The following is a 26683-nucleotide window of genomic DNA, read 5'->3' as shown; positions in this document are numbered from 1 at the left end:
TGTGGGCGGCTTCATGCCGCCCTTCGTCCGCAAGTTGGGATATCCCGTGCCTGATTTTGGATTTCAACGTCCCGGCGTGACTTCCATCTCAGCAGATTTGCACAAGTACGCCTACGCCGCCAAACCCGCCTCCCTCGTTCTTTATCGGACCTCGGAACTGCGCCGCCATCAAATGTTTGTCTCCACCGACTGGCCGGGCGGCATATACCCGTCGGCTGGCATGGCTGGCTCGCGCCCCGGCGGACCCGTCGCTGCGGCCTGGGCACTGCTCAATTATTTGGGCGAAGATGGTTACCTTGAGATCACCGATATCGTCATGCGCACGGCAAAGATATTTCAAGATGGCATCAACGCCATCCCTGGTTTGAAAGTGTTGAGCAACCCAGAGATGAGCGTCTTCGCCATCGCATCTGATTCCATGGATGTGTACGAACTCGCCGATGAACTTGCCCTGCGCGGCTGGTATTTGGACAGACAGATTTTCCCCCCGTCCCTGCATGTAACAGTGAATTACGTCCATGCGCAGGCGGCGCGGAGTTTCTCACAGACTTGGCGAATGCCGTAGAAACAGTCAGCAGGCCCGGGTTAAGAAAGACCGCGACGAAGGCTTTAGTCAAAGCCGCAAACCTGTTGACAAGAGTTCTGCCTGAGGAAACGGTCAGCAATTTGATGAACAAGGCTTCGTCGCTTCTTGGCGGCGGCGGCGGGCTGCCTCGCGCATGGCGCCGATGGTGGCTTGATCGGCTCTCTGCCGAATCGCGGTGACTTGAAAGAGTTGGTGCTGGATTTGCTGGATAATATCAACACGTACAAAGAATGATTATTTCAATCGGTGGATCATTCGTGTGGCATAAGGGACGTACCCATTCTTTTGCCAGAAGCGGTTGCCGACTTCGTTTTTGATTGCCACATTGAGCAGTACATCGGTGATGCCGCGTGCGCGAAACCAATCGTGGATGTAGGCCAATCCCATTTCGCCAATACCTTGACTGCGATATTCCACGTTTACAAAGAATTGCGTGATGTAGCCCTTGCGAGTCCACTCGGGCATGTAGGCGTGTTCGGCGACGTCGAAGGCGAGGCCGTAGCCGATAGCTTTGCCTTCATCAAGAATCAAGAATGTGAGCATGGTTTCTTCGCCGAGATGTTTGTTCATGAATTCTCTGAACCGCTCAGACGATGTCGTGTCGTTGTGATGCGCGGATAATCCATCGCGTAGCTTGCACAGATCGTTCAACATGGGGGAGTCTTTTGCATTGATTTGGGTAATAGTGAACTCTTTTTTCATGTCAAAAATTATACATTCACAGAAGACTTGTTTCTCATGTAAAATCAACCCACCATGAAAGAACTTATCTATTCCCGCAATGCAGTTTATGAAACCCTGCGCGCGAAACGCAGGCAGGTATTTTCCATTGACATCGCCGAAGGCGTACAGGACAAAGGCAAGATCGATGATTTTCAAACTGGCACAGCCGCAGAAGATCAGGGTCAACCGCGTCCCGCGCCCCAAGCTGGATAAAGTCCACCAGAACAATCAGGGCATCGTCGCCGAAGTGGAGCAGTATCCCTACTCGGATGTGATCGAGATCCTGAACATGCCAAAGGCGAAATGCCTTTTATTCTCATGCTTGATTCTCTGCAAGACCCGCAGAACTTCGGCACCCTCATCCGCACCGCCGAGGCGCTTGGCGTGCATGGCGTGGTCATTCCCACCGCCCGCTCCGTGGAGGTCACTCCCGCCGTGGTCAACGCATCTTCTGGCGCGAGCGAGCACATGCTCATCGCCCAGGCGAATCTGTCCCAGACGATTGACGCGCTCAAAGATAATGATATTTGGATCGTCGGACTGGATCAAGCTGGGGCGGAGGTCGAAGCGGGGTCTCGTCACCTGAAAGGCGCATTGGGACTCGTCGTCGGCTCAGAGGGCGACGGGTTACATGATCTCGTCCGAAAGAAATGCGACATCGTTTTGAAGCTCCCCATGAAGGGCCAGATCGAATCGCTCAACGCCGCTGTGGCTGGGTCTGTCGCTTTGTATCTCGCTTATTTATCAAGAAAACCCTAAAGGTCTTTAAGACCTTTAGGGTTTGTATCTGGAGAACCATGCCTCAAGCAACCTATCATTTTCCAAAAGGCTTTCTGTGGGGAACCGCCACCGCCTCGCATCAAGTGGAAGGCAACAACACCAACAACAACTGGCACGCGTGGGAAGAAGCGGGGCACACCGTCCACAAGTCTGGACTCGCCGCCGATTGGTGGGGCGGACGCTGGCGCGAAGACTTCGACCGCGCCGCCGAAACGGGACAGAACGCGCACCGCTTCTCGTTGGAATGGAGCCGCATTCAGCCGACGCCTGACACGTGGGATGAGGAAGCCATCGAAAAGTACCGCCTCATGCTGCGCGGACTGAGGGAACGCAACCTGACAGCTTTGGTTACGCTGCATCATTTCACCGACCCGCTCTGGGTCACGGAGCGCGGCGGCTGGGAAAACCCCGAGATCGTCGGCCTCTTCGAGAAGTTCACCCGCAAAGTAGTGGATGCGCTCAAGGAATACAACACGCTCTGGTGTACGATCAACGAACCGAACGTGTATACCATGAGCGGATACGTGCAAGGCGCATTCCCGCCTGGAAAGAAAGACCTCAAATTATCCATGCGTGTGATGGGCAACATGATCCGCGCACATGCCGCTTCGTATCGCGCCATCCATGAGCTGCAACCCGAAGCTCGCGTAGGCTACGCTCTGCATTACCGCCCAATGGTTCCCCGTTTGAGCTGGTCACCGCTCGATAGACTCATGCGCAACATCCGCTACGAGGGACTCAACATGGCATTTCCCTCTGCCATTTCAACAGGCGTCATGCGTTCCCCCATCGGCAATCAAAACATCCCCGAAGCCAAAGGCACGCAGGATTATCTCGGCCTCAACTATTACTCTGTCGATACCGTCTGGTTTGACCTCTTCAAGCCTGGCGAATTATTCTCGAACAGCGGCTATCCCAAGAACGCCGACATGAGCGACACGAACTTCCTCGCCAACATCCCCGAAGGCATCTTCAACTCCATCAAATGGATCGAGCGCACCTACCCCAACCTGCCGATCATCATCACCGAAAACGGCGTGGAAGATTCAGACGACCACATGCGTCCGCGCTACATTGCACAGCACCTGCATCAGATCTGGCGCGCCGTCAATTTCAACTGGCCTGTGAAGGGATACTTCCACTGGTCACTCGTGGACAACTTCGAATGGGAACGCGGCTGGACTCAACGCTTCGGCCTGTGGGGCTTGGACATCGACACCCAAAAACGCATCCGCCGCCCCAGTGTGGATTTCTACGCCGAGATCTGCAAAGAGAACGGCATCTCCTCAGACATGGTGCAGAAGTATTGCCCTGAGGTGTTTGATAAATTGTTTCCGAGTTAGACGATAGACCATTAACGATGGACGACAGACAACGGCGCATGGAGAGAAATCTTTGTGCGCTGTTTTTTATAAACCAACTTTCACCACGGAGGCACAGAGTTTTTTTCTTGTTCTTCTCCGTGCCTTCGTGTCTCCGTGGTTGCTTTTGACTTTCAACTTTCAACCTTTGACCTTCAACTTTCCACTTCTCACTCTTCACAACACTTTGTTCTACTATGATAAAATCGCATCCATGACCCACGCTGAACAGATCGCATCCCAACTCAATGTCAAGCCATCGCAAGTTACGGCTGTTATCAACTTACTAGACGAAGGCAACACCGTCCCGTTCATTGCCCGTTACCGCAAGGAAATGACAGGCTCCCTCGACGACGAACAGATCCGCATCATCGCCGATGAACTCATCCGCCTGCGCGGACTCGACGAACGCCGTGTCTCCATCATCGCTTCCATCGAAGAGCAGGGCAAACTCACAGACGAACTCCGCGAGAGCATCAACGCCGCCGTCACCATGACCGCGCTCGAAGATCTGTACGCGCCCTACAAAAAGAAACGCCGCACCCGCGCCATGGTCGCCCGTGAAAAGGGACTGGAACCACTGGCCGAATTAATTCTCAAGCAATCCACCAGCGGCTCACCTGAAAAACTCGCCGCGAAATTCCTCAACGATCAAGTTGCGAATATCGAAGAAGCCTTGCAAGGCGCGCGCGACATCGTCGCTGAAATGATCAGCGAAAATGCCAACGTCCGCGCCGCGACTCGTGAGAAGGCGCTCAAGTTTTCCACAGTCCATTCTGTGAAGGTCGCAGACGCAGCCGATGAAAAACGCGTGTACGAAAGTTATTACGATTTCTCCATGCGCGTGGACAGACTCCAGCCGCATCAAATCCTCGCGCTCACCCGCGGCGAAAAGGAAGGCATCCTGCGCGTGCGCGTGGATGTCCCCGAACGTGACTGGCTCAACGCCGTTCAATCTGAATTCGAGCAGGACATCATCAGTCCCTTCGCCGATCAACTCGCGCTTGCCATTCAAGATTCCGCCGAACGCCTTTTGCTCCCCGCCATCGAACGCGATGTCCGCCGTGAAAAAGGCGAGGTCGCAGACAACCATGCCATTCAAGTCTTTGCCACCAACCTGCGCGCCCTGCTCGGACAAGCTCCGCTCGCGAATCAAGTTGTCCTCGGCCTCGACCCTGGCTTCCGCACAGGCTGCAAAGTCGCCGTCGTGGACGCCACTGGCAAACTGCTCGACACTGGCACGATCTATCCGCACGAGCCGAAGAACGATTGGAAAGGTTCGATCAACACCCTGCAGGATATGATCAACCGCCATCACGTCACGCTCATCACCATCGGCAACGGCACCGCCTCACGCGAAACGGAAAAGCTCGCCGCCGAACTCACCAAGAACGCGCCGCAAACAAAATATCTCATCGTCAATGAAGCGGGCGCATCGGTCTATTCCGCATCATCTCTCGCCCGCGCTGAATTCCCCGATCTCGATGTCACCATCCGCGGCGCAGTATCCATTGCCCGCCGCGCGCAAGACCCGCTCGCCGAACTCGTCAAGATCGATCCCAAGTCCATTGGCGTGGGCATGTATCAGCACGATGTCGATCAAACCGCGCTCACGCACGCCCTCGATGGCGTCGTCGAAAGCGTGGTCAACAGCGTCGGCGTGGATGTCAACACCGCCAGTTCCGCGCTGCTCACGCATGTCGCGGGCATCGGTCCCAAACTTGCCACCAACATCGTCACGCATCGCGACGCGAACGGCCCTTTCAAATCCCGCACCGCATTGAAGAAGGTCGCTGGGCTTGGGCCCCAAAGCCTTTGAACAAGCAGCAGGCTTCATGCGGATTCGAAATGGGGCGAACCCGTTGGATGAATCAGCGATCCATCCAGAATCCTACGCGATAGCAGAATCCATTCTCGCTCGCGCCGCGCTGACAGTTGATTCGTCCATCCCAGACAGAATCGCTGCCTTGGAATTGCTCACCGCAAAAACTCCGCTCGAAACATTAGCCGCCGAACTCGAATGCGGCGTGCCCACACTCAAAGACATCCTCGAACAACTCGTCCGCCCAGGCCGTGACCCGCGCTCCGATACCCCCGCTCCCATCCTGCGCTCGGACGTGCTCAAAGCCGAAGACCTGCTGACAGGCATGCAGCTCAAAGGCACCGTCCGCAACGTAGTGGACTTCGGCGCCTTCGTAGACATCGGCGTCAAGCAAGATGGCCTTCTGCACAAGAGCCAGATCCCCAACGGCACCGTCCTCAAAGTGGGCGACATCATCGATGTGGAGATCCAAAAGATCGAAACCGAACGCGGACGCATTGGTTTGGGTTGGGTGAAATAATCTTGTAAGGACACAGCGCCGCTGTGTCCTTACAGAATGCAGTAAATAAAATGCAACTTCCCGAAACCTTCATCTCCACCATAAAAAATGTCTACAAAAAGGACGGCGAGAATTTTCTCGCTGTCCTTCCTGCTTTAATTGACGAAGTCTCCACTCGTTGGGGTTTGACCGCTGTTCAGCCTGTGCCAAATCTGTCATTTAATTTTGTTGCATTTGCAAAACGTGATGATGAAGATGTGATCCTCAAAATGGGAATTCCAAACCCCGAGTTGACCAGTGAAATGACCGCCCTGAAATTATTTAATGGCGATGGTGCCTGTCAATTATTGGAACACGATGAAGAGCGCGGGTTCTTATTGCTGGAAAGACTCAAACCCGGCAAAATGCTCGCCGAACTTGAAGATGATGATGAGCGTACAAATATCGCAGCAGATGTGATGCTGAACATACAACGCAGGGGTGGGGTTATTCCACCCTTACAGAATAAATTTATAAAATTGTCGAATTGGTTTGCTGGGTTACAAAAAATCCGTCCGCATTTCAATGGCGGGACGGGACCTTTTCCGCAAGTTCTTTTGGAGAAAGTCGAATCATTTTTGCCCGAATTGTTTGCCGATACCGATGTGAAATTAATGCACGGCGATTTTCATCATTTCAACATTTTGTCTTCGGAACGCGGCTGGTTGATCATTGACCCGAAGGGAGTCATTGGGCCTGCAGGGTATGAAGTAGGGCCACTCATGATCAATCCATGGGACAGCATTTCGGACGGAACCAGTTTCAAGGTCCAGGCAGAGAGGCGGGTGAGCATCCTCGCGGAGAGACTCGGCTGGGAACGTGAAAAAATTATTCGCTGGGCAACTGCTCATGCCATCCTGTCTGCATGGTGGAGCATTGAAGATAATATGGAAGAGGACAACGCCATTCAATGCGCGGAGATATTCTCTCAACTTAAATGAAAAACCTCCCGAGGGAGGTTTTTCATTTAATCTTCTGCGGCGCGCGCCACTTCATCGGGCTCGAAGACCACTTCTTCTTTTCCGATCAGTTTGTCTTCCACTTTTGCGATGATCAGCCGCAGGTGACCGGAATGCGCCACGTAATCCAGGTCATCGGCAGGGACGGCCAATACGGGGCAGAGTGTGAAATTTTCGATCCATGATTCGTAGAGGTCGTTGAGGTTTTGAAGATACTCGGGGGCAATGGTTCGCTCGTAGGTGCGTCCGCGTGAGTTGATGCGATTGAGCAGGGTGGGCACGGAGGCGCGCAGGTAAATGACGAGGTCGGGCGGCGGCAGGAATTGCACAGCTGTTTCATACAACTCACGATAGGTCTGATAATCGCGGTCCTGAATGTTGCCCTGATCGTACAGATTCTGCGCGAAGATTTCAGCATCTTCGTACACACTGCGATCCTGGATCACAGAACTGGGATGCTGGGCAAGCCCCATATGCGAACGCAGACGATGGGTGAGAAAGAATACCTGCGAGTGAAAAGCCCAGGCAGACATGTTCTGGTAAAAATCTGCAAGGTATGGGTTTTCAGTGACGGGTTCATAAAACGGCTCCCAGCCCATTTCGTTGCATAACATTTTTACAAGCGTGGATTTACCCACGCCGATGTTTCCGGCAATGGCGACAAATTTTTTCATGGTTTGCTCTCAGAGGACAAATCTTTGGGGAATCATTGACACGCGGAACATCATACCAAAAAGAAAAAGAGTTCACGGAAATTTTAAGAACTTCCGTGAACTCTTTAATTGAAAATGATATAGGAAAGACGTTACGGGATCTCTCCGGCCAATTCCTTATCGATCAATTGCTGGAAGTTGGCAAGCGGCTGGGCGCCGACAATGGCAAGCCCGTTGACGAAAAATGTGGGCGTGGACTGTACGCCGAGATCAATGGCGAAGTTCATGTCTTGCTGGATTTCAGCATCATGTTCGCCGCTGGAAAGGCAGGCGGTAAATTTTTCAGTATCCAGCCCGAGGTCGGCAGCGTAGCGGATGAAGGTCTCTTCATCGAGCTGTTCGCTGCTGAACAGTTTTTCGTGAAAATCCCAGTAGGCATCCTGATCTTGTGCGCAGAGCGAGGCGATCGCGGAGGGCATGGCAGCCGGGTGAATGGATGTGAGCGGCAGGTTGCGATACACAAAGCGGATCTGACCGGGGTATGCATCCAACAGCGACTGGTAGGTCTCATCGTGGAAGCGGCGGCAGAACGGGCATTGGAAATCACTGAACTCGACGATCACGATCGGCGCATCATCCGGGCCGAGGCTTGGGAAGCCTTCGGTAGGGATATCGTAGCGTCTGTATTGGGGGGCCTGCTCAGCGGCGGGTGCCTGAGCCACCGGGGCTCCTGCCGTTGTGGTGGTTCCCCCGGAACCGCGGCCCCAGGCAACATAGCCCACCAGCACGCCGACTGCAAAAGCCAGCACGACCAGAACCGAGTAAAAGTGACTCTTTTTGAAGGTGATGGTCTCTTCAGAAGGATCCTGCTGAACCTGCATTGGGACAGAGGGTTCTTCGATGATGTCTTCTTCGTCGGAATCAAAAACAGGAATGGATTTTTTAGTTTTAGTAGCCATACAGGAATTATAGCCTTTCCAGGATTTTTGTGGAAAGGACTTAGGTTTGCCTAAGATTTACCCTGTTCTGCAAATCGGGAAGAGGTTGAAAAATGGGATTGTAAAAATAGAATACTTGTTCTATAATAAAACCACTGGACAAGCCACCATGTTTTTCGAAATTCACCAACCACCATTTCCGCTGAGTGATTTTCTCGACAGCCTGATCTACTTTGAGGACATGCGTCCGCCGCACTCTTTGGATAGATTTCTGCCCGATGGAAATACGGAACTCATCATCGACCTGTCGGATGCGCCCCAGCATATTCACAATAATGACACGCTGGAGATCGTTCAATCCTGCCGTCACGCCTGGGTCAGCGGTGTGCGGACCCGTCCCATCACCATTCCTTCGGGCAGGGAGAGTAGGAAGCTGGTGGTGATTTTCAAAAAGGGAATGGCGCGTCCTTTTTATCCGTTTCCGATGAACGAGTTGACGGATTCGGTCGTCATGGCTGATCTGGTCTTTGGCAGAAGAATTCTCGACTTGCGCGAGAGGCTGATTTCTGCCAGGTCACCGCAGGAGATGTTCCAACTGGTTGAACTGTTTCTGCTGAACATGGCCGGGGATAAGATTTACGATAATACAAAATCCAACTGCGTTAAATATGCGGTCGCCAGCATGCTTCGCCAGCCCACTTTGTTCAATTTCAAAAAACTGGGGGAACAGATCGGGTATTCCCAAAAACACTTCATTGACCTGTTCAAAGGGCAGGTCGGTGTGCCGCCAAAACAATATCTCAAGATCGCCCGTTTTCAGAAAGCGATCAAGACAATAGAAAAGAATCAGCCCGTTCAATGGAGCGGAATCGCCATGGACAGCGGCTTTTACGATCAGGCGCACTTCATCAACGACTTCAAGGCTTTTTCCGGGTTCACCCCCAACGAGTACATCAAAAGGAAGGCGTCCACTCTGAATTATGTTCCGGTGGATTAATGTAAATTTTTTCCAATACATTTGGATTCGATTTCTGTAAGATCACCTCCAAAAAACAAAGGAGAAATCTCATGGAAAACCTGTATATTAATCACATCGCTGTTTTTGTTTGCGCCATTTTCAATCTGGCATTGGGTGCGTTCTGGTATTCGCCCGCTCTGTTTTACAAAGCCTGGCTGGCTGAAACAAAGCTGACCGAGGAACAGCTTGCAAAGCAAAACCCCGCCAAGACCTATGGACTTGCCTTTCTGTTTTCGCTGTTGATCTCGTACAACCTGGCCTTTTTCCTCGGTGATGCGAATACCAATGCAGTCTGGGGAGCGGCGGCGGGTTTCCTTGCTGGCTTCGGTTTTGCAGCCCTGATCTTTGCGGTCATTGCCCTCTTTGAACAGCGCTCGTGGAAATATATTTTCGTCAACGGCGGCTTCATAACGGTGTATTTTACAGTCATCGGATTTATACTCGGGATATGGCGTTAGAAAATAATATTGTGTGTGATCTTTAGAAAGAAGAGAATGATTTATCAATTTGTATCAACATTTCATATGGTGTCCGCTGTCTCAGCATTGATCTTTGGCGCGTGTGTGCTGCTTGCCCGCAAAGGGACTCGTCTGCATAAACAACTGGGATATGCCTACTTTTTCAATATGCTGGGACTCAACCTCACCGCGCTTTTCATTTATCAACTCACGGGTCATTTCGGACCTTTTCATGGTGCGGCGTTGGCGAGTTTGCTCACCCTGCTGGCTGGATTCATCCCCGCCTACCTTCGCCTTCCTCATGGGCGCTGGCTGGAATTTCACTATGAATTTATGAACTGGTCGTACGTGGGGTTGATCGCGGCAGGAGTATCAGAAGTTGCCACCCGTCTGCCTTCCGCGCCGTTCTGGCCTGCGGTGGTTGCCAGCATGTTCGTTGTCTTTTTGTTGGGAGGAATATCGATTTCCCGAGGTCGGGGGAAATATATGTTCAATATACGGACGTCAGTAGTTCAATCCGATTCACCTGCGAATTGGTTGGTTGCCTTCAAGCGGAGACGCACAGTCTGTCAATAATTTCGAGAACCTTTAAGGAGATGATTTATGAGTAGCCTTGATAAAGCCATCCAGACCCAATTGGAAAATATTCAAAAGAAGACGGGCAAGTCCCTTGCAGAACTTGGCCGCCATCGCAAAGAAAAGCGGATTGAGCAAACACGGCGAACTCCGCGACATGTTCAAGGAAAAGCTTGGGCTGGGGCACGGCGATGCCAATTCGCTCGTCCACGCCATTTTGCAATCCGATGGCACACGCGCCGCGGAAGGCAAAAACGAAGATGCCGTGCTCGATGAAATCTATTCGGGGGCAAAGGCGGGCTTCCGCCCCATTCATGAAAAACTGATGAAAGAGATCCAAAAGTTCGGCGAGTTCGAGATCGTTCCCAAAAAGGGATATGTCAGCCTGCGCCGCAAAAAGCAATTTGCCATGATCGGCCCCAAGACCAACACGCGTTTCGAGGTTGGCATCAACGCGAAGGACTTCAAGAAAAACGCCCGCCTGCTGGAACAGCCCAAAGGAAGCATGTGCAACTACATCGTTAATGTCAGCGATCCGCGTGAAGTGGATGTGGAACTCGTCGCGTGGCTCAGATCCGCATTTGAAGGAGCAGGATAAAAATGACCCAATCCATCGCTCATGAAGATTTTTTCAACAATTTGATGGCTCTGCTCGATGAAACATTCGACAACACCCACGGAATCTACCTCGACAAAGATACGTCTCTTTTTCGCACCCTTGAAACTGTCTCTGCGGAAGAGGCATCGATTCCCGTGGGCGGAAAGTGCGCCTCGCTGGCTGCGCAGGTTGCACATGTGACCTTCTACATGGAAGTATTGGAACGGTACGTGGTTCACCACGATAGCAGCCGTGTGGATTGGGGTGAAGTGTGGCGCACCGTGGAAAAGGTCACGCCCGAAGAATGGATTGCTTCGAAAAATAAATTACAGGCAGCCTATCAGCGCATTTCGAACCTGTTCCGCGAAAATCCCGTCTGGAACGATGACTCGATTGGCGGCTCGCTTGCCATTGTGGTCCACACGGCGTATCACCTTGGCGAGATCCGCCAGGCATTGTGTGTGTTGAAAAAATAATATGAGATGGGTCATCATCATTCTCATCACCTTAACCGCTGGCTGGATGCTCGCCGACGGTCTGCGCGCATTGACGGTCGGCGATTACTTTACGCCAGCGAGTGGTGAATACGCAGGCCAGCTTGGCCCGTGGACCCTCCTTGTGCAGGCGCTCGGCATTGAGCCGCGTTCCACATTCATGAAACTTGTCTTCGTTGTTTATGGCATCGCCGCGTTGATCGCCGTGGCAGGCTTTGCATTGAATCAACCCTGGGGCCGCAATGCGTTGATCGCAATCGCGCTTCTTGGTTTATGGTATTTGCCGATCGGTACGGCGGCGAATGTCGTCGCCCTCATTTTGTTATTTCTCAAAAGGAGTTGATCATGCCCCCACGTCCTCGCTATGAAATGCCTGATTTTTTCCGCGATGCGCTCGATTCACACGGGCTCATGGATGCCTACCTCGCGCGTCCAGCGTTTCAACAGAATGATTACATCGGCTGGATCACGCGCGCAAAACTCGAATCCACCCGCCAAAAGCGCCTGAACCAAATGCTCGATGAATTGAAAAAAGGCGGCGTGTACATGAAGATGAAATGGAACGGCTGATTTTTGTGGCAAAATAGCCGCATGAATCAACCCCACATCATCCAAAAGACAGCCGAATACATCAAACAGGAATTCTCCGACGATTCCTCGGGCCACGATTGGTGGCACATCTACCGCGTGTGGAAGAACGCCGTCACCATCTGCCAACATGAAAAAGCGGATGCGTTCATCGTGGAACTTGCCGCCCTCTTGCATGACCTCGACGACTGGAAATTCAACGACACGGGCGATGAAACCCCGCTTCGCGCCAAGGCCTGGCTTGATTCCTGCGGCGTGGAGATTTCCACCACTGACAAAGTGTGCGAAATCATCATACACATTTCCTACAAAGGCGCGGGCGTGGAAAATAAAATGAAAAGTCTCGAAGGCCTCATCGTGCAGGACGCCGACAGACTCGATGCCATTGGCGCCATCGGCATTGGGCGCGCCTTCGCCTACGGCGGCTACAAGAACAGACCGATGTACGATCCCGAGTCCACGCCGCAGATGCATGCTACTTTTGAACAATACAAGAACAGCAAAAGCGCCACCATCAATCACTTTTACGAGAAATTGCTTTTGCTAAAAGACATGATGAACACGCCGACCGCAAAAAAAATAGCGGAGCAGCGACATGAGATCATGCTCCGCTTTCTTGACCAGTTCATGAATGAATGGGAAGGAAAGGATGTTTTCTAAAACAAAACGCGGACCGTGTCCGCGTTTTGTTTTGCAATAGCAGGTTATATCCTCGCTATGGAAAATATCATCACCTGTGAAACTCAAATATCAACACATTCTCCGACTCGTACACAACCGTGTAAGAAGGAGAAGCCTTGGCCGAAATTGCGAGGCTTCTCAGTGAGTCGGCTAAATCGCTCTCGTCATCCCGGGTAGGAATCGTTACGAGCAGATAATCATAGTTGATCTTGTTTTTCCCGCTCCATCCGGTGACGCAATTCACATCCGCACAATGTTGGAACGCGACCAATTCCTCGTACCAGAGAAAAAATAACTCATTTAACGTCCATTCCAAACCTTGCAGGGTGGTGACACTGTGTTGTTTAGTCAGCGCAGGGAACCACTCCTGCATCGGGTCAGACATTGAGAACTCGCGCCCTGTCGAAAGCAAAAAGGTTTTATTTTCCTCCAAATTTGAATTGACCCACTCAATCATCCTCAGGTCTTCGGGTTTCAGGCTGGTGTTGACCAGTTGAAAATCGGAAATACTGGCCGCGAGGATGAAATAGAAGAACGCACCGAAAACCAGCGCCTGAACCTTGCGCCATGAGCAAGGTTGAATCCTGCTCATCGTTCGAGCGGTTGATCAAGATGGACCAGCCTTTCCAAGTCCCATTCCCGCCAGCATGGACTCTGGCAGTAATGCAATACTGTCACCGCCGCGGGTATCTATTAAATAGGCAAGCACGATCCAGGCGATGAAGAAAAAGTTTTTTTGTCTAATTGAAATCCACAGGCCAATATAGAAGAATATCAACATAGGAATGGCGAGGAAATTGCCAGGGCCATGCAAGTTTAGGACGATCAAGTAGGATTCAAGCGTTCGCTGACTGGTCTGGCCTGCGGAGAGCAATGGCTCGAGGCCGTGGCGCAAAAGCACATTTCCCCACCAGGGGGCAGTGAGAAACACCACGCCAAAACCAACCGCCACCGCAGAGAGGACTCCGCGTTTATTGCGCCCGTAAAAGCCAAAAAGCACTGCGCCACCCAACACGGCATGCAAAGCAGTCTGAGGGTGACTCAGGATCGCGCCTGCGCCAAATAAAATGGTCAGCGCAAGATGTTTGGGATATCCCTCGCTTTTGAACAATTGAACCGCTTGCCACAGCATCAGAATCAGGAACAACATGCCGAAGGCGCGTGTGATTCCTCCACCCATCACCTGCCACAGAAAGGCGCGTGACGAGAGCGCGTAGATCATCACCGCCAGCGAAGCGGATAGGCGTGAGTTGAGGACTTGCTCGGCGAGTTTATAAAAGAAGAAGATCGAGAGGGTGTTCACCAAAGCTGGCAGCCAGAGCAATATTTGGAGTACAGAAACAGGCAACAGGCCTGCGCTGAGCGTGGTCGAAGCGTCCGAGAGAAAAGCTGCGACATAAAATCCGAGCGGCGGATAGGCGAAGGGAATATCCACGCTGTTGTATTCCGCGAATTCGGGCAGTTGATAATCGTTTTCCTTCAAATCGAGAATCATACTGTAGAACATCCCGCCGTCGTTGAGGGGAAATCCGTTCGTGAACGCAGGCCAAAAGCGGACAATTGCGCCGAAGAGCAGCGCGGTAAAAAGCAAAAGTGCAGGCCAATCCAATTTGCGGTTCATGTATGCCTCACTGTATCCTGAAGATCTCACGGATGATCGGGGTCAACCCGCTGAAGAAAAATTCCACGGCGATAACCATCACGATCAGGCCCATCAGCCGCAGCATTACCTTGTTGCCATTCTCGCCGATCAGATGTGTGACCTGTTTTGCGCCAAGCAACAAAAAGTAAGTCAATGCGATGATCAAAACGATGATACCGATCACGATTCCTGATTCGAGCGGCGATGTGGATTCGTTCATCAAAAGGATGGATGTTGTGATCGCACCCGGTCCGCAGATGATGGGAATGCCGAGCGGTGTGATGGAAATATCATTGATGTATTCGTGATTCGTTTCGTCATCGAACTGTGTGCGTGAAAGATGGGCTTGCAGCATTTCGTAGCCCATCAGGAAAAAGATCACGCCGCCCACCACGCGCAGGCTGTTGACTGAAATGGAAAAGAAACGAAAGATCCATTGGCCTGTCAATGCGAAGGCGAGCAGGATGAACAACGCCGTCAGGCTGGCCTTGCGTGCCACGCGGTGCGATTCATGCGGAGATAACTTCGCGGTCATCGCCGTGTATACGGGAATGACACCAATGGGGTTGATCATGGTGAACATGGAAATAAAACCAAGTAATGCAAACTCGAAAATCGGTGAGGCGTTCATCTGACTCCAATCTATGCGTTCAATTTTACAACACACTGCCATGATATACTGCCTGAACCACAAGGATATAAAATGAAAAGCAGATCACTTCAAGTCATTCTCCCGGCATTTTTGGTTGCATTTGCCATTCTTGCGTGCAGTCAGTTCAGCACAAATCCCGTTTCAGTACCGCCGACCGGCGTGGCGATCTCCACCATCGTCCCTGATGCGACCCTGGAAGCGGTTGCCGGTTCAACAGGATTGGGCGATTCGCTCTACCCGGGGTTTGGGAACGGCGGCTATGATGTGACTCACTACCTGTTGGATTTCACCATCCACGATGTTGCCACCAGTGACCTGACAGCCATCGTGACCATCGAGGCGATTGCCACCCAGGACCTTGGCAGTTTCAATCTCGATTTTGTCGGCTTTGATATCAACAGCCTTATGGTCAACGGCGCGGAAGCGGACTATTCCCGTAAGGGACAGGAATTAATCGTCAGCCCGCTCAAGCCGCTCGTGGACGGTGATATGTTTACCATTATCGTTCAATACAGCGGCTCACCCGAAGAGATGCAATCTGTTGCCCTGCCTGTGCAAACGGGCTGGGTCACTGTGGATGGCGGCAGTTTTGTATTAAGCGAACCCGATGGTTCTGCAAGTTTTTACCCCGTCAACGATCACCCATTGGACAAGGCGACCTACACGTTTCGTGTCACGGTTCCCAAGCCATTCGAGGTGGCGGCCAATGGCCTGCTGATCGAAACCACCGATAAGGGTGATGCGACCACCTTCGTCTTCGATTCGCCCAGTTTGATGGCGAGCTATCTCGCCACGATCAATATCGACGAGTTTGATATCGAGACGATGAGTTCAGACAACGGGATTCCGATCCGCAATTATTATTCCACGGGACTGAGTGAAAAGGTCCGCGCGCCGTTTGCACGGCAGGGCGAGATGATCGATTATTTCAGCGGGTTGTTCGGCCCGTATCCCTTCGAGGTGTATGGCGCGCTCGTGATGGACGTCGAATTCGGTTCGGCGCTCGAAAACCAGACCCTGTCCATTTTTGGAATTGACATGGTGGATGTGGATGACGTGGAAGGCACCGAATTGACCGTGGCCCACGAATTGGCGCATCAATGGTTCGGGGACAGCGTCAGCGTGGCCGATTGGCGCGATATCTGGCTCAACGAAGGCTTTGCCACCTATGCCGAAGTGCTGTGGGTGGAACATGCCGAAGGCCCCGAAGCGCGGGACGAGTATGTCGAATATCTGTATTCAGACATGGTCGAATATGGAGATGTGGTTGGCGCGCCGGGAAATCCGCCTGCAAATGACCTGTTCAACGCCAGCGTATACGAGTGGGGCGGACTCACCTTGCACGCCTTGCGACTCGAAGTGGGCGATGAAGCTTTCTTCGAGATCCTGAAAACGTATCACAACCGCTACAAAAACAGCAACGCCACCACCGAAGATTTCGTCTCTGTTGCAGAGGAAATCAGCGGAATGGAATTGGGCGAATTCTTCAACAACTGGTTGTACAGCGGCTCACTTCCGCCGATTCCAGAGTTGGGATTGGGTACTGAATAAATAGTCAGGCGTTTCGCTCAAGATATTTTCCATGCACATAACGATTCTTGCACTAGGTTCACGCGGTGATGTTCAGCCCTATGCTGCCCTCGGCAAAGGGTTCAAAGCTGCCGGCCATCAAGTCCGTTTTATTACCTTTGAAGACTTTGCACCACTTATAACCGAAAACGAGCTGGACTTTCACCCAATTCAGGGAAATGCGAAGGAATTGGTCGCCAATGCAGGAGCAGACCTGCCTGCCCTTGTGCGCTCCTTTGGTTCTCTGGCAGAAGGTTACGCTCGTGATTTGTCCGCTCCTCATCTGGGTGAAACAGACCTTATTATTAATCAACTGCCAGCGGGATTGTTTGGTTTTGACTTGGCGGAAAAATACGATGTGCCCATGGCACAAGCAGCCGTAATTCCATTGGCTCGGACACGGGGATTTCCTCTTATGGGCTTTCCAAAACTTCCCCTGCCGGGCTATAACAAAGCAACTTATTATTTGGGCGAACAGATAGCGTGGCAAATGTTTCGCACTGTAATCAATCGTTGGCGTAAAAAAACGCTCAACTTGCCTCCGCTGCCGCTGCTGGGTTACTTTGGTCAATTGGGTACGAGGCGGTTTCCAATCGTGAACGGGTTTAGTCAATATGTGGTTGAGCGTCCCGCCGATTGGAACGAGTATGTCCATATCACGGGTTATTGGTTTCCAGAAGATAGAAATTGGGAACCGCCGCATGATTTATCAGCATTCATTGAAGCAGGCAGTCCACCTGTGTTTATTGGTTTCGGAAGTATGCCGGTAAAAGATCCGCAGCGCATCACCAACATCGTTCTTGATTCCTTAAAACAGAGCGGGCAACGCGGCATTTTACATATGGGCTGGGGCGGCCTTGGAAATCAGTTGTTACCTGATCATGTTTTCAAGATCGATTATGCCCCGTATGATTGGTTGTTCCCGCGAATGGCAATGTTGATTCATCATGGTGGCTCAGGCACAACTGCCTTTGGTCTTCGCTCTGGTGTGCCATCCTGTGTTGTGTCGTTTGTGTTTGACCAGCACTATTGGGGGGAGCGTATCGCCCAGTTGGGGGCGGGTCCCAGGCCTATTCGATTTAAGGAATTGACCACCGAACGTCTGCGGGAAGCTATTCAACTCGGCGTTGGCGATCCCAAGATGCGACAAAAAGCCATCGAACTTGGGCGCAAGATTCAAACAGAAAATGGAATTGAAAACGCTCTGAAAGTATTCGAGAAAATTACCAATCGTGACTAGACTTAAAACTGTGATGACCAGCCATATCCGCGTTTACCTGAAAAAGAATTGGCTCCCGCTCCTCTTGTCTGTACTGTTTGGCGGATGGGCGTTGGCGTTCATTTATCATTCCTCCTACGTGGCGAGCGACGGGCGGTTGTACTTTAACCTCTTTGATGACGCGATGATCTCCATGCGCTATGGATGGAATCTCGCGCACGGGCGTGGCCTGGTGTGGAACGCGGGCGACGTGGAGCGTGTCGAAGGCTATACCAATCTGCTGATGACGCTGGTCATGTCGGTGGCTACATTTTTATTCGACAAACGCTATGCCGTGCTTGCCATTCAATTGACAGGCATCTTCTTCACGCTTGGCACGGCGTGGATGACGGTCCGCATCGGGGAGAGGATTTCAAAGTACGCCGAATCAAATTTCGGGACGTCTGATTCGGGTCTTCATCGTTATCTCCCTTTTGTCTTGATCCTGCTCTACTATCCGCTCAATTTCTGGTCGCTGATGGGCATGGAAACGGGCATGCTGGCGTTCTTTCTCACCGCAGGCATTCTACTCTCGCTTAAATATGCTGATTCGCTGAATCGCCCCAGTTCGCTGATCCTCCTCATGGCAGGTTCGTTCGGTTTGGCATTCCTCACCCGCAATGATTCGCTGGTGTTTGCCGCACTGTCGTTTTTATTTTTGCTCCCAACCTTGAAACACGGACGCCGCGATGTGTATCTTTTTCTTGCGGCGGGAGTCTTGTACTCGGCTTTTATCCTCGGGCAAACGGCGTTTCGTTATTTTTATTACGGCGAGATCATGCCGAATACCTATACTTTGAAACTCGTCGGCATGGCGCTCGATGAACGCCTGCGAAATGGATGGGGATTCATTTTGCCGTTTTTGAAAGAAACGGGGGCGCTTTTGCTCGTTGCGCTTGCTGGACTGACACTGCGATTTTCGTGGAAGAGGTTGTACCTGTTCGGCTTTTTTCTCGTTTCGGTGTTGTATCAGGTTTATGTGGGCGGCGATGCGTGGAATTATTGGCGCATCATGGCGCCGACCATGCCTCTGCTGCTTTTGCTCTTTTCATTCGCATGTTTCGAAATTGTGGAGCGTTTTTCTCAAACAGGTTGGATTCGCAATTTCGCACTGGCGGCACTATCTATTTTTGCGTTGTATGTTGCAGATGCACGTTTTGTGCGGGAGTTTCTACTGCTTGATCTGCCGTATCAAAACAACTATGCCCAGGCGCATGTGGAAGCGGCCATTGCCATCAATGACCTTACGAAAGAAGATGCCACCATCGGAGTATTTTGGGGTGGAACGCTTCCGTATTACGTTGACCGTACCGCGATCGATTTTCTCGGTAAATCAGATAAATACATTGCCAGCCTGCCGCCTGATGTTTCAGGTCAGAGCGCGGGCTTCGGCATGAACAGTATGCCCGGCCACAACAAATACGACTTGACCTATTCCATCCAGAAACTGCTCCCCACCTATGTGGAAGAATTTGACTGGGGTACGCAAAAACTCAGCGGCTGGGCCGAAGAGTATTACGTGCGTGTGAAGTACAACGATGCCAAGTTGTACCTATTGAAAGGCTCGCCCGATATTGATTGGGATAAAGTGACCACCATCCTTGCGTGGTGATGGTTTTCCTCCCCCAAATTCCGTTCTTTGGAATTTGGGGGAGGGCAGGGAGGGGGCCTTGGTTGAATGACGTGATTGAAGGCTTTTATGCGATGAAACACAAAGCGACTTTTACGAATCGAATGAAACAAAATTGGCTCTTCATCCTGCTCTCCGCCCTGTTCGCCATTTGGGCGCTGGCGTTCATTTATCATTCCTCCTACGCGGCCATTGATGACCGTCGATATTTCAACCTTTTCGACGATGCGATGATCTCCATGCGCTACGCGTGGAATTTCTCCCATGGCCGCGGATTGGTCTGGAATGCAGGCGACGCGAATCGAGTGGAAGGCTACACCAATTTGCTGATGACCTTGATGATGTCAGCGGCGACCTTCCTCTTTGAAAAACGATATGCCGTGCTGGCGGTTCAATTGACAGGGATCTTCTTCGTACTTGGCTCGGCGTTTTTCACCTTGCGTATCTTTCACATCGTCAACCCAAACAAGAACAACCCCGTAAAATATTTTCTCTTTGCCGCGGTCCTTTTATATTATCCGCTCAACTACTGGTCGCTCATGGGCATGGAAACGGGCATGCTGGCCTTCCTGCTCGGCGCGGGTGTCCTGTTCTCTTTTAAATATGCCGATACGCTGGATCAAAGCCATCTTTGGTGGATGTCCCTTTGCTTCGGCCTGGCCTTTCTCACCCGCAACGACTCGCTCCTCTTTGCCGCACTCGCATTTTTATTTTTACTCCCCACCCTCAAAAACGGACGCAAATCGATTTCCCTTTTTCTGGCGGCAGGTCTCCTATATTCAACCTTTGTCCTCGGTCAAACTGCCTTTCGCTATTTTTATTATGGCGAGATCGTGCCCAACACCTACACCCTCAAACTCGTCGGCATGCCGCTGCTCGAACGATTACGAAACGGCTGGGGCTTCATTCAACCATTCTTGAAAGAAACCAGCTTCGTACTTCTTCTTGCGATCACCGGGCTGCTGCTGAAATTCTCACGCCAAAAACTTTACCTGTTCGTGTTGTTCCTGACCTCGATGCTTTATCAGATCTACGTCGGCGGCGATCCGTGGAATTACTGGCGCATCATGGCCCCGACCATGCCGTTCCTATTTATCCTCTTTTTCGAAGGATGCGCTGACGCGCTGCGCTTCTTTCCCAAACTGACAACTGGCCCAGCGTCCTCCATCATCATCCTCACCTTTGCATTGTGCGGACTCTACCTCGCAGACTCCCGCTTCCTGCGCGAGATGACTCTCTCCGCCCTGCCCTACGATAACGGTGCCACCCACAAACAAACCGATATCGCCATCGCTATCAACGAATTGACCGATGAAAATGCCACTATCGGCGTCTTCTGGGCAGGGACGATTCCCTACTACGCCGACCGCCCCGCCATTGATTTCCTCGGCAAATCCGACCCGTACATCGCCAATCTGCCGCCCGACCTCTCCGGTCAAATGAGCTGGCTTGGCATGAACAGTGTCCCTGGCCACAACAAATACGACCTGAACTACTCCATCAAAACCCTGATGCCCACTTACGTGCAGGAATTCGAGGTCGGCTCGCAGAATCTCAACGAATGGGGCGCGGAGCATTATGTGAATGTAAAATATGAAGGTATCCGATTGTATCTGCTGAAAGATTCCCCGCACGTGGATTGGGATAAGGTCAGACGTCACTAATAGTGTAGGAGAAGACCATGAATGAACCCCGTGTTTACAAGCATTCCCCATTTCAATTTGTCGTCCTGATCCTGATGTTCGGTTTCATACTGGTCGCCATGTTCTTCAATATGGACCTGGGTGATGGGTCCATGCTCATTCCTGTTGCCATTTTGCTGCTGGTCGTCATCATTTCCATAACATCCCTGACCCAAAAGACCATCATCTCTGAAGATGAAATTTCATCTCAAAGTCTCCTGGGCACAAAGACACTGCGCTGGAGTGAGATCAACCGCGTCTCGGGCAGAGGATATTCCATTAAGCTTCACAATCTCGACGGTGATATAACCGTCGTGCCCAGCCCCAACCTGCCCGGCTATGAGGAAGTTGTGGAATCGATCGGCAACAAACGTCCCGACCTGTTCAATCCGCGCGAATATGATGAACTGAAAAGCGGAAGTTTTCCCCTGCTGGCTGGACTCATCTTCACGGTTCTATTCGTAGGCATGTTCGTAGGGTTTGGGCTTTTGCTGTACAACTCACCCGATGTCGCCCCGGTCATGATTGCACCTCTTATCATCTTCCTCGTCATCGTTGCAGTGTTCGTGGGGATGATGTTTTTTCGTCCCCGCTCGCTCGTGCTTGACGGAAGATCCATGTCGATCAAATATTTCTTGAGCGAGAAAACCCTGCTTGCCGATGAGATCCAAAGTGTTCAGTTCACGTTCCAGCGGTCACGGAATGGAAAGATATATTTTGTTTTGCTCCACCTGGTGAATCGGAAATCGGTTCGCATCTCCGGGTTGAATCCCAGCCTGCCGGTTGTGTACCTCGTGCTGAAAAACTGGCATAAACAAAACAAATAAATTCGTCAGACAAATCAACGAAATTAACACACGCCTTTAATTCAGCGTTAACCGCCACCCTGCTATAATATACCTGCACGTGACACCAATTTAATGCTGCGGCTGCGGGCAAGCCTGGCACGTGAAACGTGACACCTCTTTTACAGGCGGTACTTCAACATGCTCAACTACATCCTCTTCTAATCCCAGATCCCTGCAACGTGTTTCGCGCGCATTTGCGCGGCATATCCTTTTCGTCTTTCCCTGCTTTACTACTACGTGTCACTTGATACCTGACACCTGCACAATCTGAAACTTAACATATGACCCAACATAGAATCACAGACGACCTCGACGCTCTCCTCGAAGTCCTGCCCACTTCCATTCGTCATGCGGTGGAGAAGGCCAACAACAGCGACAGACTGCTGGAGATTGTCATTGACCTTGGCAGAGTGCCCACTGCGCGCTTTGTCGAGGGTGAAATTGTCCTCTCTGAAAAAGAGATCACCCGCGCAGAAATTGACCACATCACCGAGCGCATCGGCACGTTCGACGCCGACAACCGCGCAGGCATGGAGCGTACACTTCATCGCATCTCCGCCATTCGTAACAGGCGCAGTGCCATTGTCGGTTTAACCTGCCGCGTAGGCCGTGCCGTATATGGCACGGTCGATATCATTCAAGACATCATCGAATCGGGTAAATCCGTTTTGATCCTTGGCCGCCCCGGTGTGGGCAAAACCACCCTGTTGCGCGAAGCCGCCCGCATCCTCGCTGAAAACAAACGCGTGGTCATCGTCGATACCTCGAACGAAATCGGCGGTGACGGCGATGTGCCGCACCCTGCCGTGGGCAAGGCGCGCCGCATGCAGGTGCGCGAACCCATGCTCCAGCATGAAGTGATGATCGAAGCGGTTGAAAACCATAACCCTGAAGTCATCGTCATTGACGAGATCGGGCGCGAACTCGAAGCCCTCGCCGCACGCACCATCGCGGAACGCGGTGTGCAGCTCATCGGCACGGCGCACGGCCAGACCCTTGAAAATCTGCTGCTCAACCCCACGCTGAGCGACCTTGTCGGCGGCATCGAAGCGGTCACACTTTCAGACGAGGAAGCCCGTCGACGCGGCACCCAGAAAACGGTCCTCGAAAGACGCGCGCCCCCGACCTTCGATGTCCTCATCGAGATCCAGCATCGTGAACGCTTCGCAGTCCATCTCGATATCATGTCTGCGGTGGATGCATTGTTGCGCGACGTGCCCATGCCGCCCGAAATTCGCACACGCGATGAGGCGGGGCAGATCCAGATAGAGAAGCTTGCGCCGCCGAAACCTGCCGCCAAAGCGGATGTGAAAGTGCCGCGCCGTGGACGAGGGACCGTCGATCAAACGACGGGCAGGCCTGCTCCTGTTATTCAAGAGCAGACTCAGCGCTCAGACTCGATCAACCCACCCGCGATCAACACGCCGAGTGTCGGCGCGAAATTGCAGACCGTGCGTGTGTTTGCCTATGGTGTGGCGCGCAACCGATTGATGCAAGCTGCCAAGCGGATCGGCGTGCCCGCCGTGGTGGTGGCTGATGTCAGCGATGCTGATGTGCTCGTCACCCTGCGGACGTATTATCGCAACCGTGAAAAGACCGTCATTGATGCCGAATCGCGTGGTATGCCGATCTATGTGCTGCGCGCGAACACCGTGGCGCAGGTGGAACAATTCCTCGGCGATCTGTATAACCTCACTGAGCATCAAGCCCCGCGCGACAATATGGAAGATATCCGCGGCCAGACCGAGCAGGCCATTTCCGCCGTGTTGAACGGCGAACGCTGGGTAGATCTTCCGCCTGGCCCATCGCTCGTGCGCCGCGTCCAACACGAAATGGCGCGCAACGCGGAACTCGTCAGCCACTCATACGGCAAAGAGCCGCGCAGGCATGTAAGAATATTTAGAGAATAGGGATTGGAGAATAGAGAGTAGTGTGATGCTGCTCTCTATTTTTATGTTACCATTCCCTCTAGTTATCTAATCTCTAATCATCTAATCACTAACCATATGTTCATCACCCTCGAAGGTCCTGAAGGTTCAGGCAAAACATCTCACATCCCGTATCTCGTGGAATACCTCCGCGAGCAGGGACATGTTGTATTTCCCACCCGCGAACCGGGCGGCACCTCCATCAGCGAGCAGGTCCGTGATATTTTGCATGACCTGAAAAATGCGGAGATGCACCCGCGCACGGAAACCCTGCTCTATCAGGCTGCCCGCGCGCAGATCGTGGAGCAGGTCATCCAGCCGCGTTTGACCGCAGGCGAGATCGTCATCTCCGACCGCTATTTTGACTCGACCATCGCCTATCAAGGCTACGGGCATCAGCAGAATTTGGATGAAGTCCGCGCACTGGTGAAATACGCAACGGGCGGATTAACTCCCGATTTAACGATCCTGTTGGATTTGGAAGTGGAAATTGGCCTGAAGCGCAAAACCCAAAACGAAATGGAATGGAATCGCATGGATGCCTACACTGTCGAATTCCACAAACGAGTCCGCGCGGGGTATTTGGAGATGGTCAAGGCCGAGCCGAAACGATGGGTGGTTGTCAATTCGGATCAGAAATGGGAGTCCGTGCAAGAAGAGCTAAAGCGGGTGATTGTTGGCAGGTTGCAGGTTACAGGTTAACTTCTTATGCCCTCTCTTAACCTCCACCTCTTTTCCACCCCCGGCAAAGATGACATCAGTGATGTGATCGAAGCCAGCCGCCCATATTTGGAAGATAAGCGTGACCCAATTGTGGCGTATTTACCGCTGGGCTCACTGTATGCCGAACGCTGGCTGGAGTTGAACGAGACCGCCTTCAAAGGGCTGGGACGGTTACAGATGGTCAACACCGAGTTGATGCGTCAAAAAGAGATCGAAGATATTTTGCGGGATGCGTCGCTGGTGTATATCCCCGGCGGAAATACCTTTTTGCTCAATCATCGTTTGCATCTCAGCGGCATATCGCTTTACCTGAAAAAGAAGATCCAGGCTGGCCTGCCTTTGGTCGGATTCAGCGCAGGGACCGTGCTATGCGGCCCGAACATTCTCACCGCTGCCAGTATGAACACGGTTGGTACATCCTTTTTTGATGGTCTGGGTCTGACACCGTTCAATTTCTCGGCGCATTATCCGCTTGATTCGCATGGTCAATCTGTGAAGGATGAATGGCTGGCGGATTATCATTTCTTTCACGACAATCCCATCCTCATGTTATCGGATGGGGCGCATGTGAAAGTGGATGGAAAGAAGACGACCCTTGTCCGCGGGGAAGCGTGGATCTGGCGCAAAGATGAGGAAAAGGAAAAACTCGAAGAAGGTAAGTTGATCGTTTTATAGGAGAAATCATCATGGAAGAACAATGGATGCCCGGCAGTAAAAAGGAATTAATGTCCGCGATCGAGCGGGAGTTTCGGCTGCTGTTACAGGTTGTTGAAAGCCTGACCGATGCACAGATGACCAAACCCGACCCGGGCGGCTGGTCACCGAAGGATAACCTTGCGCACCTCACCGAATGGATGAACATCCTCATCGGTGTTCACCTGGATAAACGTCCCGCGCACGAGGTCTTGAAAGTTGCCGAAAGTGTAGCGGAGAGCTGGGATATGGAAATCATCAACCCGGTTCTTTTTGAACGCAACAAAGACCGTTCCATAAAAGAAGTGATGGATGATTTGAAGCAGGTTTATGAGCAGGTGCATGCGCGGCTCGATGCGATGAGTTTTGAAGACCTGCTGACTCCCCGTCACGCAGAAGACCCCGAGAAACGCCCCATTTTGTTGTGGATATTAGGCGACACCACCGAACATTTCCTTGAACACCGCGAAACCATCGAGCGCGGAATCAAAGCAGGTTAAGCATGATCGTTGAGTCTGAAAAAGAGATCAATTCCCTCAAAGCCATTGGCCGTGTCGTCGCGCAAACGTTGAAGCTGATGATGGAACAGGCCCAGCCCGGCATGACCACCGCCGAACTGGATGCCATCGGCAGGGAATTTCTTGAAAAGGAAGGCGCGCAATCTGCGCCGCAGGTGATGTATTCCTTCCCCGGCGCAACCTGCATCAGCATTTCGCCTGTCATCGCGCACGGAATCCCCGGCGACCAGGTATTGCAGGCGGGTCAGCTCATCAACATCGATGTCTCTGCTGAGATGGGCGGCTACTTTGCGGATACGGGCGGTTCGATGGTCGTTGCGAATCAGGTTTCTGAATACGACAAAATGATCGAGGCGACCAAGTCCGCTTTGGTGAAGGCGGTGCAGGCCGCGCGGGCGGGCCAACCGTTGAATGGCATTGGCAAGGCGATTCAGGATGAAGCAAAACGAAACGGGTTCGGTGTCATTTTCGATTTGACGGGTCACGGCATCGGGCATAAACTGCACGAAGAGCCGACACAGGTCTACAACTACTACAAATCGAAAGATCGCCGCATACTGGACGAAGGCGTGGTTCTGGCCATTGAGCCTTTCCTCACCACAGGCAGGGGGCACATCTTCGAAGAATCAGATGGCTGGTCCCTGCGCACGATCGACCGAACCGTCGCCGCCCAATTCGAACACACGGTCATTGTCACAAAAGATGAACCGATCATTCTGACTCTGGCATGATTTGATCAATGGATAAATAAATTACAGTCCGCAGGA

At 52.1% G+C, this 26683-nt stretch carries 30 protein-coding genes and 2 pseudogenes; 26 read left to right on the top strand and 6 right to left on the bottom strand.

Going from position 1 to position 26683, the window contains the following annotated elements; genetic code table 11:
• Both IPI86_RS06790 and IPI86_RS06785 read left to right on the top strand, forming a co-directional pair.
• Positions 1 to 565: pseudogene (locus IPI86_RS06790) on the top strand (aspartate aminotransferase family protein); the annotation flags it as partial.
• Positions 550 to 765: a hypothetical protein gene (locus IPI86_RS06785; protein WP_345297236.1), complete on the top strand. Its 216-nt coding sequence runs from the start codon at positions 550 to 552 to the stop codon at positions 763 to 765. The pseudogene IPI86_RS06790 and the gene IPI86_RS06785, both read left to right, overlap by 16 nt.
• Positions 766 to 820: 55 nt before the next feature.
• Here IPI86_RS06785 and IPI86_RS06780 read toward each other — a convergent pair whose 3' ends face one another.
• Complete coding sequence (locus IPI86_RS06780; protein ID WP_345297235.1) at positions 821 to 1288, bottom strand: GNAT family N-acetyltransferase; 468 nt, start codon at positions 1286 to 1288, stop codon at positions 821 to 823.
• 79 nt (positions 1289 to 1367) lie between these two features.
• On the opposite strand from IPI86_RS06780, the pseudogene IPI86_RS06775 reads away from it, so the two are divergent.
• The 6 genes and pseudogenes from IPI86_RS06775 to IPI86_RS06750 form a co-directional block, all read left to right on the top strand.
• A pseudogene (locus tag IPI86_RS06775) lies at positions 1368 to 1517 on the top strand (hypothetical protein); the annotation flags it as partial.
• A 95-nt stretch (positions 1518 to 1612) separates the two neighbouring features.
• Positions 1613 to 2068, top strand: a complete 456-nt coding sequence (locus tag IPI86_RS06770; RefSeq protein ID WP_345297234.1) for an RNA methyltransferase — start codon at positions 1613 to 1615, stop codon at positions 2066 to 2068.
• A 38-nt stretch (positions 2069 to 2106) separates the two neighbouring features.
• Positions 2107 to 3432, top strand: coding sequence for a family 1 glycosylhydrolase (locus IPI86_RS06765; protein ID WP_345297233.1), 1326 nt, complete (start codon positions 2107 to 2109; stop codon positions 3430 to 3432).
• Between the two features lie 232 nt (positions 3433 to 3664).
• On the top strand, positions 3665 to 5269 hold the full coding sequence (locus IPI86_RS06760) for a Tex-like N-terminal domain-containing protein (protein WP_345297232.1): 1605 nt from the start codon (positions 3665 to 3667) through the stop codon (positions 5267 to 5269).
• A 16-nt stretch (positions 5270 to 5285) separates the two neighbouring features.
• Complete coding sequence (locus IPI86_RS06755; RefSeq protein WP_345297231.1) at positions 5286 to 5792, top strand: S1 RNA-binding domain-containing protein; 507 nt, start codon at positions 5286 to 5288, stop codon at positions 5790 to 5792.
• Between the two features lie 50 nt (positions 5793 to 5842).
• Complete coding sequence (locus tag IPI86_RS06750; protein WP_345297230.1) at positions 5843 to 6751, top strand: aminoglycoside phosphotransferase family protein; 909 nt, start codon at positions 5843 to 5845, stop codon at positions 6749 to 6751.
• A 26-nt stretch (positions 6752 to 6777) separates the two neighbouring features.
• On the opposite strand, the gene IPI86_RS06745 is transcribed toward IPI86_RS06750, so the two are convergent.
• Positions 6778 to 7443, bottom strand: coding sequence for a deoxynucleoside kinase (locus IPI86_RS06745; protein ID WP_345297229.1), 666 nt, complete (start codon positions 7441 to 7443; stop codon positions 6778 to 6780).
• 131 nt (positions 7444 to 7574) lie between these two features.
• Complete coding sequence (locus IPI86_RS06740; RefSeq protein ID WP_345297228.1) at positions 7575 to 8381, bottom strand: DsbA family protein; 807 nt, start codon at positions 8379 to 8381, stop codon at positions 7575 to 7577.
• Positions 8382 to 8529: 148 nt separating this feature from the next.
• On the opposite strand from IPI86_RS06740, the gene IPI86_RS06735 reads away from it, so the two are divergent.
• The 8 genes from IPI86_RS06735 to IPI86_RS06700 all read left to right on the top strand — a co-directional run bounded on the left by IPI86_RS06735 (position 8530) and on the right by IPI86_RS06700 (position 12752).
• Complete coding sequence (locus IPI86_RS06735; RefSeq protein WP_345297227.1) at positions 8530 to 9357, top strand: AraC family transcriptional regulator; 828 nt, start codon at positions 8530 to 8532, stop codon at positions 9355 to 9357.
• A gap of 71 nt (positions 9358 to 9428) precedes the next feature.
• Positions 9429 to 9836, top strand: a complete 408-nt coding sequence (locus tag IPI86_RS06730) for a DUF1761 domain-containing protein (RefSeq protein ID WP_345297226.1) — start codon at positions 9429 to 9431, stop codon at positions 9834 to 9836.
• A 36-nt stretch (positions 9837 to 9872) separates the two neighbouring features.
• The gene (locus tag IPI86_RS06725; protein ID WP_345297225.1) at positions 9873 to 10412 is read left to right on the top strand and encodes a DUF2306 domain-containing protein; all 540 of its coding nucleotides are present in this window, start codon (positions 9873 to 9875) and stop codon (positions 10410 to 10412) included.
• A 94-nt stretch (positions 10413 to 10506) separates the two neighbouring features.
• Complete coding sequence (locus IPI86_RS06720) at positions 10507 to 11010, top strand: DUF5655 domain-containing protein (RefSeq protein ID WP_345297224.1); 504 nt, start codon at positions 10507 to 10509, stop codon at positions 11008 to 11010.
• A 2-nt stretch (positions 11011 to 11012) separates the two neighbouring features.
• On the top strand, positions 11013 to 11486 hold the full coding sequence (locus IPI86_RS06715; protein WP_345297223.1) for a hypothetical protein: 474 nt from the start codon (positions 11013 to 11015) through the stop codon (positions 11484 to 11486).
• A 1-nt stretch (position 11487) separates the two neighbouring features.
• On the top strand, positions 11488 to 11847 hold the full coding sequence (locus IPI86_RS06710; protein WP_345297222.1) for a hypothetical protein: 360 nt from the start codon (positions 11488 to 11490) through the stop codon (positions 11845 to 11847).
• Between the two features lie 2 nt (positions 11848 to 11849).
• Positions 11850 to 12074, top strand: coding sequence for a YdeI/OmpD-associated family protein (locus IPI86_RS06705; RefSeq protein WP_345297221.1), 225 nt, complete (start codon positions 11850 to 11852; stop codon positions 12072 to 12074).
• A 21-nt stretch (positions 12075 to 12095) separates the two neighbouring features.
• Positions 12096 to 12752: an HD domain-containing protein gene (locus tag IPI86_RS06700; RefSeq protein WP_345297220.1), complete on the top strand. Its 657-nt coding sequence runs from the start codon at positions 12096 to 12098 to the stop codon at positions 12750 to 12752.
• Positions 12753 to 12822: 70 nt separating this feature from the next.
• Here the strand turns inward: IPI86_RS06700 and IPI86_RS06695 are convergent, their stop codons facing one another.
• From IPI86_RS06695 to IPI86_RS06685, 3 genes are read right to left on the bottom strand one after another with little or no spacing between them, the layout of a single operon-like run.
• Positions 12823 to 13365, bottom strand: a complete 543-nt coding sequence (locus IPI86_RS06695) for a hypothetical protein (protein WP_345297219.1) — start codon at positions 13363 to 13365, stop codon at positions 12823 to 12825.
• A 15-nt stretch (positions 13366 to 13380) separates the two neighbouring features.
• Entirely contained in the window at positions 13381 to 14394 is a 1014-nt protein-coding gene (locus IPI86_RS06690) for a hypothetical protein (protein ID WP_345297218.1), read from the bottom strand.
• A gap of 7 nt (positions 14395 to 14401) precedes the next feature.
• Complete coding sequence (locus IPI86_RS06685; protein WP_345297217.1) at positions 14402 to 15046, bottom strand: NAAT family transporter; 645 nt, start codon at positions 15044 to 15046, stop codon at positions 14402 to 14404.
• 72 nt (positions 15047 to 15118) lie between these two features.
• Between IPI86_RS06685 and IPI86_RS06680 the strand changes: the two genes are divergently transcribed.
• The 10 genes from IPI86_RS06680 (at position 15119) to map (ending at position 26647) form a co-directional block, all read left to right on the top strand.
• Positions 15119 to 16618: a M1 family metallopeptidase gene (locus tag IPI86_RS06680; RefSeq protein WP_345297216.1), complete on the top strand. Its 1500-nt coding sequence runs from the start codon at positions 15119 to 15121 to the stop codon at positions 16616 to 16618.
• 31 nt (positions 16619 to 16649) lie between these two features.
• Positions 16650 to 17876 (top strand): glycosyltransferase, encoded by a 1227-nt coding sequence (locus IPI86_RS06675; RefSeq protein WP_345297215.1) that lies wholly within the window; start codon positions 16650 to 16652, stop codon positions 17874 to 17876.
• Entirely contained in the window at positions 17869 to 19506 is a 1638-nt protein-coding gene (locus IPI86_RS06670) for a hypothetical protein (protein WP_345297214.1), read from the top strand. The genes IPI86_RS06675 and IPI86_RS06670 overlap by 8 nt, the downstream gene beginning before the upstream one ends.
• A 122-nt stretch (positions 19507 to 19628) precedes the next feature.
• The gene (locus IPI86_RS06665; RefSeq protein WP_345297213.1) at positions 19629 to 21188 is read left to right on the top strand and encodes a hypothetical protein; all 1560 of its coding nucleotides are present in this window, start codon (positions 19629 to 19631) and stop codon (positions 21186 to 21188) included.
• A gap of 17 nt (positions 21189 to 21205) precedes the next feature.
• A complete protein-coding gene (locus IPI86_RS06660) occupies positions 21206 to 22033 on the top strand; it encodes a hypothetical protein (protein WP_345297212.1) in 828 nt (275 codons plus the stop codon).
• 302 nt (positions 22034 to 22335) lie between these two features.
• The gene (locus IPI86_RS06655; protein ID WP_345297211.1) at positions 22336 to 23964 is read left to right on the top strand and encodes a R3H domain-containing nucleic acid-binding protein; all 1629 of its coding nucleotides are present in this window, start codon (positions 22336 to 22338) and stop codon (positions 23962 to 23964) included.
• A gap of 96 nt (positions 23965 to 24060) precedes the next feature.
• The gene (gene tmk, locus IPI86_RS06650; RefSeq protein WP_345297210.1) at positions 24061 to 24684 is read left to right on the top strand and encodes a dTMP kinase; all 624 of its coding nucleotides are present in this window, start codon (positions 24061 to 24063) and stop codon (positions 24682 to 24684) included.
• A 6-nt stretch (positions 24685 to 24690) separates the two neighbouring features.
• Positions 24691 to 25380, top strand: coding sequence for a Type 1 glutamine amidotransferase-like domain-containing protein (locus IPI86_RS06645; RefSeq protein WP_345297209.1), 690 nt, complete (start codon positions 24691 to 24693; stop codon positions 25378 to 25380).
• A gap of 11 nt (positions 25381 to 25391) precedes the next feature.
• Positions 25392 to 25898, top strand: coding sequence for a ClbS/DfsB family four-helix bundle protein (locus IPI86_RS06640; RefSeq protein WP_345297208.1), 507 nt, complete (start codon positions 25392 to 25394; stop codon positions 25896 to 25898).
• 2 nt (positions 25899 to 25900) lie between these two features.
• Positions 25901 to 26647, top strand: a complete 747-nt coding sequence (gene map / locus IPI86_RS06635; protein WP_345297207.1) for a type I methionyl aminopeptidase — start codon at positions 25901 to 25903, stop codon at positions 26645 to 26647.
• The last annotated feature ends 36 nt before the right edge of the window (positions 26648 to 26683 follow it).

It is taken from the genome of Candidatus Villigracilis affinis (genome assembly GCF_016705895.1).
GTDB lineage: Bacteria > Chloroflexota > Anaerolineae > Anaerolineales > Villigracilaceae > Villigracilis > Villigracilis affinis.
Note: the sequence above shows the minus strand (reverse complement) of the source record. Positions and strands in the feature narration are given on the sequence as shown.